Source organism: Streptomyces sp. NBC_01450 (assembly GCF_036227505.1).
GTDB lineage: Bacteria > Actinomycetota > Actinomycetes > Streptomycetales > Streptomycetaceae > Streptomyces.
In genome coordinates, this window is sequence record NZ_CP109480.1 from 8,139,363 (window position 1) to 8,148,640 (window position 9,278).

Here is a 9,278-nt window from a genome sequence, read left to right on the forward strand (position 1 = left end):
TCCGAGGACGCGGCGCCCCCTTCACTCATTTCCGGCAGGCCAGCGCCAGCGTGCGGCGGGCGCACGCCACGACCGCCGCGTCCACGAAACGGCCGTCGGGCAGGGCCTGGGCGCCCGGCTCGGTGGCGGCGGCCTTGACGATGAGCTCGGCGGTCTCGACCTCGGCCGGGGTCGGGAGATAGGCGTGTTCGATCACCGGGAGCTGGCGGGGGTGGATGGCCGCGCGGCCGAGGAAGCCCAGGGTGCGCCCGTGGGCGCAGGAGGCGGCCAGCCCTTCGAGGTCCCGGATGTCCGGGTAGATCGACTGCGTGGGCGGCGCGAGGCCGGCGGCCCGGGCGGCGACCACGATCCGGGCGCGGGCCCAGTCCAGGCCCGCGTCCTCCCGTACGCCCAGGTCGGCCCGTAGGTCCGCCTCCCCCAGCCCGATGCCGCGCACCGCCGGGTGGGCCGCGGCGATGGTGAAGGCGTGTTCGACGCCGAGGGCGGTTTCCAGGAGGGCGTACAGGGGGGTCGCGCCTTGCTCGGCGGGCGCGGCGTGTTCGGCGACCCGGACGACATCGGCCGGGGAGGTCACCTTGGGCAGCCGGAGGCCGGAGAGGCCGGGGAGCGGGGCGAGCGTGCTCAGGTCGGCCTCGGCGACGGGACCGTCCAGTGCGTTCACGCGGACATGGACCGGGACCGGGGGAGGGTCCGAGAGCAACTCGGCGGTGGCGGCGCGGGCGTACTTCTTGCGATGCGGGGCGACCGCGTCCTCCAGGTCGATCAGGACGATGTCCGCGCCGGAGACGAGGGCCTTGGCCACCACCTCCGGGCGGTCTCCGGGGGCGTAGAGCCAGGTGAGCGGGAGGGCCGGGACCGTCATAGGGCGCCTTCCGACCTGAGGGTGGTGATCTCGGTGTCGGACAGGCCGAGTTCGGTGAGGACGGCGTCCGTGTCGGCGCCGTGGGGGCGGCCCGCCCAGCGGATCGCGCCGGGGGTGGCGGAGAGCCGGAAGAGGACGTTCTGCATGCGCAGGGGGCCGAGTTCGGGGTCGGCGACGGTGGTGAGCGTGTCCAGGGCCGCGTACTGCGGGTCCTCCATCACGTCCCGTACGTCCTGGATCGGGGCCACCGCCGCCTCCGCCTTCTCGAAGGCGTCCAGGACCTCGGCGCGGCTGTGGCGGGCGATCCAGGTGCCCACCGCCTCGTCCAGGACGTCCGCGTGGCGGGCCCGGTCGGCGCCCGTCGCGAACCACGGTTCCTCGATCAGCTCCGGGCGTCCCACCAGCCGCATCAGCCGCTCGGCGATCGACTGGGCGGAGGTGGAGACGGCTACCCAGGAGCCGTCCGCCGTGCGGTAGGTGTTGCGGGGCGCGTTGTTCGCGGAGCGGTTGCCGGTACGGGGCTGGACGTGGCCCAACTGGTCGTACCAGAGCGGCTGTGGGCCGAGCACGGTGAGGATCGGCTCGATGATCGCCATGTCGATCATCTGGCCGCGGTGCGACGTGTCGCGGGCGCGGAGCGCGGCCAGTACGGCGTAGGCCGTCGCCAGGCCCGCGATCGAGTCGGCCAGGCCGAAGGGCGGAAGGGTCGGCGGGGAGTCGGGTTCGCCGGTGATCGCCGCGAAGCCGCTCATCGCCTCGGCGAGCGTGCCGAAGCCGGGGCGGTGCGCGTACGGGCCGAACTGGCCGAAGGCGGTCACACGGGCGAGGACGAGGCGGGGGTTGGCGGCCGACAGTTCCTTCCAGCCCAGGTCCCACTTCTCCAGGGTGCCGGGACGGAAGTTCTCGATGATCACGTCGGCGGTGGCGGCGAGGCGCAGGAGGGTGGCGCGGCCGCCGGGCCTGGACAGGTCGAGGGTGATGGTGCGTTTGTTGCGGCCGAGGAGCTTCCACCACAGGCCGACGCCGTCCTTCGACGGGCCGTGGCCCCGGGACGGGTCGGGCTTGGCCGGGTGCTCGACCTTGACGACCTCCGCGCCGAAGTCGCCGAGCATGGTGGCGGCGAGCGGCCCGGCGAAGAGGGTGGCGAGGTCGAGGACGCGCAGCCCGCTGAGGGGGCCGCGATCCGTCCCCGCCTCGTGGTCGGTGTGCCCGTTCATGAGGTGTGCCGGGTGTTCGAGGCGGCCTGGGCGTCGATCTCGGAGCGGTAGGGCATCGAGGACGAGGCGCCGGGGCGCTGCACCGACATGGACGCCGCCGTCGACGCCCATGCGAGGGCGGCGCGCATCGGCCGGCCCTCCGCCAGCGCGACCGCGAGGGTGCCGACGAAGGTGTCGCCCGCGCCGGTCGAGTCCACGGCGGTGACCCGGGGCGCGGGCACGGTGAAAGGGTCGGCGCCGCGGGACGCGTACAGACTGCCCGCCGCGCCCAGTGTGACGACGACTTCGGGTACCTGGTCGAGCAGGGCGGTGGCCGCGTCGCGGGGGTCGGTGAGGCCCGTGAGCGCGGCGGCCTCGTGTTCGTTGGGCACCAACAGGTCGATGGAGGCGAGGAGTTCGGGCGGCAGGGACTGTACGGGGGAGGGGGTCAGGATGGTCCGGACGCCGTGGCGGCGCGCGGCCTCGGCGCCCGCGAGGACGGCGGCCAGCGGGATCTCCAGCTGGAGCAGCAGGGCGTCGGCGCTGGTGATGAGCGCCTCGTCGCCGGGGGCGAGGTGGTCGACGGTGCCGTTGGCGCCGGGGATGACGACGATCTCGTTGCCGCCCTCGTCGTCCACGACGATGTGCGCGGTGCCGGACGGGCCCTCGGTGGTGCGCAGGTGGTCGGTGTCCACGCCGGAGTGCTCCAGGGTCGTACGGAGCTGGGAGCCGAAGGCGTCGGCGCCCACCGCGCCGATCATCGAGACGTCGGCGCCCGCGTGGGCCGCGGCCACCGCCTGGTTGGCGCCCTTGCCGCCGGGGATCGTACGGAACTCCCGGCCTGTCACGGTCTCTCCGCGCTGCGGGGCCTTGGCGACGTACGCGACGAGATCCATGTTCGTGCTGCCGAGCACGGCGATATGGGTCATGGGTGACGGGTCTCCCGGTGCGTGAGCTGGTGGGTCAGCCGGTGGGTCAGCTGGGCGAGGGTGTCGAAGCCGATGCCGTCGAAGTCGGCGACGGAGCTGGCGAGGCGGTTCTTGAGGGGGGTGGTCCAGTGGTCGGGGAGCGCGGTGGGGGTGCCGGTGAGCAGGCCCGCGACGCTGCCCGCCGTCGCGCCGTTGGAGTCGGTGTCCCAGCCGCCGGACACCGCGCGGCAGACGGAGCCGGAGAAGTCGCCGTCCGCGTGGGTGAGGGCGGCGGCGATCAGGGCGGTGTTGGGGAGGGCGTGGACCCAGTGGTAGGCGCGGTGGGTGGTGTGCAGTGCGTCGACGACCGTGTCGAAGTCCTCGGTGGTGCGGGCGAGGTGGACGGCGTGGTGGATCGCCCCGGCCAGGCGGGAGGCGGGGGGTACGACGGTGAGGCCGGTGCGCAGGCAGGCGTGGATGTCGGCGTGGCCGGTGGCCGCCTCGGCGATGGTGGCCGCCGTGAACATCGCGGCGTACACGCCGTTCGCGGTGTGGGTGAGGGTGGCGTCCCGGTGGGCGGCCTCCGCGGCGGCGGCCGGATCGCCCGGGTTGGTCCAGCCGTGGACGTCGGCGCGGATCAGGGCGCCGATCCATTCGCGGAAGGGGTTGCGGTGGTGGGCCGTGTGCGGGGGTTCGATGCCGGTGAGGAGGTTGCGGTAGGCGATGCGTTCGGCGGTGAACGTGCGGCCCGCGGGGAGTTCGTCCAGCCAGAGGCGGGCCACGTCGGTGGTCGTGAAGTCCCTGCCGTACCGCTGGAGCAACAGGAGGTTCAGCAGGGGGTAGTTGAGGTCGTCGTCCTCGGGCATGCCGTCGATGTTCTCGGCGAGGGAGGTGGGGGCGGAGCGTCTGTTCCAGGGGTGGGCGCGCAGGAGGTCGTCGGGTACGCCCCGGGCGGTGAACCAGGTGCGCAGGGGCCAGTTTCCGGTGGCCCGGGCCAGCTGTCGGATGCCGTCCAGGGGGAGCTTCTCCACCGGTTTGCCGAGGAGACAGCCGACCGCTCTGCCCAGCCAGGCGGCTTCCAGGCGGGCCGGGGCGGGGGCCGGGGCCGGGGTGGGCACGGACCGGGCGGGCCAGTCGGGGCAGTGGGCCTTGATCCGCCCCAGTTCCGTCGGCTCCGCGTCCGCCAACTTGCTGGGCAGTTCAGCCAGTTCGTCCAAGAGGTCTCTCGCCAGTGCCCGCAGGTACCGCGAGACCGCGGTCGCGGACGCGCCTGCGCGCGGTGGGGCCCCCGGGCCGCCCGCCGCGTGCCAGCGGGCGGCGATCGCGCCCGGTTCTCGGCCGTCCTGGTGTGCTTGGGCGAGTTCGTGGCCGAGGAGGTCCTCCGGTTGGACCCAGGTCAGTCGGAGCATGGCGGGATCCCCGTCAGCTCGGCGTACGCCGACTCGTGGGCACGGCGACGGCTCACGTCACGGGCGAAGATCTCCCGGGTCACCCCGGTGAGGGTGGCCGCCGGGGCGTGCAGGTCGAGGCGGCTGGCCTCGGCGACCGTCTTGGCCCAGTCGTGGGGGACCTCGCGGCCGAGGGCGCCGGCGAGGGCGCCGGACATGGTGGCGATGGAGTCGCAGTCGCGACCGTAGTTCACCGAGCCGAGGACCGCGTGCCGGTAGTCGCCGCCGGACACCACCAACATGCCCAGCGCGACGGGGAGTTCCTCGATCGCGTGGAGGCGGGAGGGGCGGCGGGCGGCGAGGGAGGGGGAGCGGTAGTCGGGGCCGACCGTGTCGTAGGGGGCCACCGCCTCGCGGAGCGGGATCAGCGCCGACTCGAAGTCCGTGTGGCGGGCGGCGACTTCGCAGACCGCCTCGATGGCCGACCGGGTGCCGTCCTTGGCCAGGGACAGGCAGGCCGCGACGACCGAGTCCGGGCTCGCCCCGGGCGCGCACGCCGCCGCCACCCCCGCCGCGAAGACGCCCGCCGCCTCCCGCCCGTACGACGACTGGTGGGCGCCCGCGATGTCGAGCGCCTCGGCGTACGCGCCCGCCGGGTCAGCCGCGTTGACCAGGCCGACCGGTGCCATGTACATCGCGGCGCCGCAGTTGACGATGTTGCCGGTACCGGCCTCCCGGGGTTCCACATGGCCGTAGTGGAGGCGGGCCACCAGCCACTTCTCCGCGAGGAAGATGCGCTGGAGGGGGATGGCCTCGGCCTCCAGCTCCGGGATCCAGCGCGGGCCCGTCATGAGGTCGGGGACCAGGTGCTCGGCGACGGCGTACGCGTCGAGGTGGTCGCGGACGGTGGCGTACACCCGTACCAGCGCGTGGGTCATCAGGGTGTCGTCGGTGACGTGTCCGTCGCCCTTGTGGTACGGGGCGATGGGGCGGGCGGTGCGCCAGGCGTCGCCGTTCCAGGGGCCGACGATGCCGTGGATCCGGCCGCCGTGCCGTTCGACGATCTGCTCGGGGGTGTAGCCCTCGACGGGGCCGCCGAGCGCGTCGCCGACGGCGGCTCCGACGAGGGCTCCGGTGATGCGTTCGCCGAGGGTTCCCGATCCTTCTCCTTTGGGCGTCATGCCCGAATCATCCCTCTGGGGTGGCCAGTTCCGTCGCTTCCAGGAGGTCGGCGAGTCCGATCAGGTCCGTGCCCGTCAGCCGGGGCAGCGCGCAGCCGGACAGGATGCGGCAGGCGTCGCGCCAGGAGGCGGGGATCGCGGCGCCGCCGCCCAGCGCGCCGGTGAGCGCGCCCGCGAGGGCCGGGGCGGAGTCCGCGACCCGGGACAGACAGGCGGCGGCGGGTACCGCCTCCGCGATCCTGCCGCGTGCGGCGGTGGCCAGGGCGAGGGCGACCGGCACGGTTTCCGCCGCCGCGATGCCGTAGCTGTAGACGTGGTCGACGATCTGGTGTTCCAGGAGCGGGACCAGGGCGAAGGTGTCCTCGCTGGCGCGGGCGAGCCGTAGTGCGTGCCGGGCGTTGCGGCCGATCTCCGTGGACTCGGGGAGCTCGGCGAGGGCGGCGTCCGCGCAGGCGTCGACGTCGGCCCCGGCGAGGGCGAGCGCGAGGGCCGCGGCCATCGCACGGGCGCCGTGCACCCCGTCGCCGTCCTGGGTGTAGCGGGCGTCGAACTCGGCGAGTTCGGCGGCGAGTCGGGGGTCGCCCGGGTGCGCCACGGCGAGCACACAGGCCCGTACGCAGGCCGCGTCGTCGAAGTAGTGCGGGTTGTCGTGGCCGGTGGCGGGCGGGCGCAGCCCGGTGGCGAGGTTGCCGAGGCCCGCCCGTACGGAGATCCGGGCGCGCAGGGGGAGCAGCGCGGACTCGACCTCGGGGGCGCGCTCGGCGGCCGCGGCGACCTCGCTGGCGACGGCGTTCCAGGACAGGTCGATGGACGCCCGCATCCGGCGTTCCCGGCTCAGGTCGCCGAGCGCGCTGCGGTCCCCGGCGCGCAGCACGGCCTCCGCCGCGAACGCCGCCCATTCCGCGTCGTCCGACGGACCGAGCCGCAGGGGTTCCGGCGGCTGGTTCAGCGCGATGGGCACGGGCAGGGTGGTCGTCGCGTTCTGCTCCGCGAAGGTGTCCAGCTCGCGGGTCAGCCGCCGGGTCCATTCGGGCATCCGGGCCGCGCGGTGCCGGCCGGCGGGCCAGCCTGCGGCGTCGCCCGCGGCGAGCCCGAGCAGGAGGCCCTCGATCCGACGGGGGCGCGAGGCGGGTACGGCGGCGGCGCCCCGCTCCGTACGGAGGTCCGCATCCGTCGGGAGTGGGTCCCCGATGTCCGGTGCCGAGGGTGGGTCCCCGAGGTCGGACGTCGAGACCGAACCCCCGGGTTCCGGTGCCGAGGCCGATCCCGCGCCCGGTTCGTCGCCGACCAGGCCGGGTCTCATGGCTGCACCTCGTCGTCGTCGGCGGCGAGGATGTAGTCGCTGGTGAGGGCGTACGGGTCGGGTGGCGGCGGCGCCGTGCTCCGCGTCCCCCACTTCCCGTCGCCCCCCGGTGTCAGCAGCTCCGCCACGTCCAGCACGTGGTGGCCAGCCATGGAGGGCAGACAGCTGCCGCGTGCCGGGCCGATGGCCGCCGCCCAGTCCGCCGGGATCGCGGCGGCGCCCCGGGTCGCCCCGGCCAGCGCGCCCGCCACCGCGGCCGTGGTGTCGGCGTCGCGGCCCATGTTGACGGCGGTGAGGACGGACTCGGTGAAGTCGCCGTCGGCGGCGGCGTACGCGCCGAAGGCGAGGGCGACGGCCTCCGGGGCCAGATCCGTCCAGGGGTAGCCGCCGATGACGACCGCCGAGCGCACCGCCCGCTCCCCGCGGTGGGCGACGGCCACCGCCCGGCGCAGGGAGCGGGCCGTCCAGGAGTCGTCCGGGATCACGGCGAGCGCGGAGGCGACCACCGAGATCGTGGCCGCGCCCGCCATCGCCGCCGCGACGCCCGCCGCGACCGCCTGGCCGCCGTAGATGCCCTCCCCGTCGTGGCTCACCGAGCCGTCGATCGCCACCAGGCGGGCCGCCTCCGCCGGGCGGCCCGCCGCGAAGACACCGAAGGGCGCCGCGCGCATCGCCAGACCGTCGCTCCAGGCGTGCCGGTGCTGGGCCGAGATGGGTGCCGCGAGGCCCCGGCGCAGGTTCTCCAGGGTGCCGCGCTCGCTGAAGCCCGCGCCCCGGAACGGCCCCTCGTCGCGGTCGGCGATCCACTGGTGCCAGGCCGCCTCGACATGTGTCACGGTGAGCGCCGAACCGTGCCGGGCGAGGAGCAGCCCCGAGAAGATCGCGTACTCCGTGTCGTCCGTCCCGGCCGGGTGTTCGGCGACGTACCCCGTGATCCGTCCCCACTTCGCGCGGATCTGCGACGGCCTCATGTTCTCGGCGGGCGCGCCCAGCGCGTCTCCGACGGCGAGGCCGAGCAGCGCGCCGCGGGCCCGCTCGCGCAGAGCGGCCGAGTCCCCGGGCGCCGGGACGGAGGGAATGCAGGCGATGGAAGCCATACGGTGCCTCTCCTCTCAGGGCGCAGAGCCCTTTGGGGATGTGTCCCACGGGAGGGGGCGGGGAGAGCCGTCCGCGGCTCCTCATTCACCCGGTCGACATCTGTGCATAATCCATCACGGATGAGCGCGTGAGGGTAAAACCGCAGGTTAGCCCAGCCTTTCCTTGCTGGCGGAGGGGAAATTACAGGCGTACTTTCGTGGTTGTCAAAAAGTAGAAAAAGTCCAAACGAACGATCCTGGGGGACCGGTATGTCCATCATCGAGACCGAAGCGACCCTGCACGAGGCGCACCGCGACAACCACACCCACCGGGACGTGACCGGCGGATGGCTGCGCCCGGCCGTGTTCGGCGCGATGGACGGGCTCGTGTCCAACCTCGCCCTGATGACCGGCGTCGCCGGCGGGTCCGTCTCCCACCGGACGATCGTCATCACCGGGCTCGCGGGCCTGGCCGCCGGCGCCTTCTCCATGGCCGCCGGCGAGTACACCTCCGTCGCCTCGCAGCGCGAACTCGTCGAGGCCGAACTCGACGTCGAGCGCCGGGAGTTGAGAAAGCACCCGCAGGACGAGGAGCGTGAGCTCGCCGCGCTGTACGAGTCGCGTGGCGTGGATTCCGCGCTCGCCCGGGAAGTGGCCAAGCAGCTCTCGCGCGACCCCGAGCAGGCTCTTGAGATACACGCCCGCGAGGAGCTCGGCATCGACCCGGGCGACCTGCCCTCCCCGGCCGTCGCCGCCGTGTCGAGCTTCGGCTCCTTCGCCCTGGGCGCCCTGCTCCCCGTACTGCCGTATCTGCTCGGCGCGACCGTCCTGTGGCCCGCGCTGCTGCTCGCGCTGATCGGGCTCTTCGCGTGCGGTGCGATCGTGGCCCGGGTGACGGCCCGAACCTGGTGGTACAGCGGAATCCGGCAGCTCGCGCTCGGCGGTGCCGCGGCGGGTGTGACGTACGCCCTGGGCAGTCTGTTCGGTACCGCCGTAGGATGATGTCTCGCGCACTTATGCAAGGGACTGCATAAGTAGCCGTTACTCCCTGGTTTCGATTGCTTAACCACTGGGAATGAGCCGTAAGCGCTGCGGGCAATGAGGCCTGCGCCGCGTCAGTGCGGTGGGTGACGTTGCCCGCCGTACCTTGGACCCACGGACACTGATCTGTCCGCTTAGGTCCCCTTAACTCCACCGTCGTGCGCGGTACCCCCACGCCACCCCTCGGTGTCCGCATGTTGGAACGGAGTATCCGGTTCCCGAGAACCATTCCATCATGTAACCTGCACGAAATTTTGCACCCCCAGCAGAGGGCCAACGTCGTCCCTCGGCACATGCATATGCCACGACGACGACGGGAGAGC

8 protein-coding genes are annotated in these 9,278 nt (G+C 73.7%); 1 reads left to right on the forward strand and 7 read right to left on the reverse strand.

The features are described 5' to 3' along the window. Positions 1-25 precede the first annotated feature (25 nt). Genes OG568_RS36165 through OG568_RS36195 form a run of 7 tightly spaced genes read right to left on the reverse strand, consistent with a single transcriptional unit; the run spans position 26 to position 7,935 of the window. Entirely contained in the window at positions 26-862 is an 837-nt protein-coding gene (locus OG568_RS36165; RefSeq protein ID WP_329534574.1) for an HpcH/HpaI aldolase/citrate lyase family protein, read from the reverse strand. Continuing rightward, the gene (locus tag OG568_RS36170; RefSeq protein WP_329534575.1) at positions 859-2,079 is read right to left on the reverse strand and encodes a CaiB/BaiF CoA transferase family protein; all 1,221 of its coding nucleotides are present in this window, start codon (positions 2,077-2,079) and stop codon (positions 859-861) included. Before OG568_RS36170 ends, OG568_RS36165 begins: the two co-directional genes overlap by 4 nt. Further along, entirely contained in the window at positions 2,076-2,987 is a 912-nt protein-coding gene (rbsK, locus tag OG568_RS36175; RefSeq protein ID WP_329534576.1) for a ribokinase, read from the reverse strand. The genes OG568_RS36170 and rbsK overlap by 4 nt, the downstream gene beginning before the upstream one ends. Continuing rightward, positions 2,984-4,375, reverse strand: coding sequence for an ADP-ribosylglycohydrolase family protein (locus OG568_RS36180; protein WP_329534577.1), 1,392 nt, complete (start codon positions 4,373-4,375; stop codon positions 2,984-2,986). Before OG568_RS36180 ends, rbsK begins: the two co-directional genes overlap by 4 nt. Further along, positions 4,363-5,535 carry an ADP-ribosylglycohydrolase family protein gene (locus OG568_RS36185; protein WP_329534578.1) on the reverse strand — a complete coding sequence of 391 codons (1,173 nt, stop codon included), beginning with the start codon at positions 5,533-5,535 and terminating at the stop codon, positions 4,363-4,365. The genes OG568_RS36180 and OG568_RS36185 overlap by 13 nt, the downstream gene beginning before the upstream one ends. A gap of 7 nt (positions 5,536-5,542) precedes the next feature. After that, positions 5,543-6,838: an ADP-ribosylglycohydrolase family protein gene (locus tag OG568_RS36190; protein ID WP_329534579.1), complete on the reverse strand. Its 1,296-nt coding sequence runs from the start codon at positions 6,836-6,838 to the stop codon at positions 5,543-5,545. Further along, the gene (locus OG568_RS36195) at positions 6,835-7,935 is read right to left on the reverse strand and encodes an ADP-ribosylglycohydrolase family protein (RefSeq protein WP_329534580.1); all 1,101 of its coding nucleotides are present in this window, start codon (positions 7,933-7,935) and stop codon (positions 6,835-6,837) included. The genes OG568_RS36190 and OG568_RS36195 overlap by 4 nt, the downstream gene beginning before the upstream one ends. 249 nt (positions 7,936-8,184) lie before the next feature. Here OG568_RS36195 and OG568_RS36200 point away from each other — a divergent pair, with 249 nt between their 5' ends. Then, positions 8,185-8,916 (forward strand): VIT1/CCC1 transporter family protein, encoded by a 732-nt coding sequence (locus OG568_RS36200; RefSeq protein WP_329534581.1) that lies wholly within the window; start codon positions 8,185-8,187, stop codon positions 8,914-8,916. Positions 8,917-9,278: the final 362 nt, after the last annotated feature.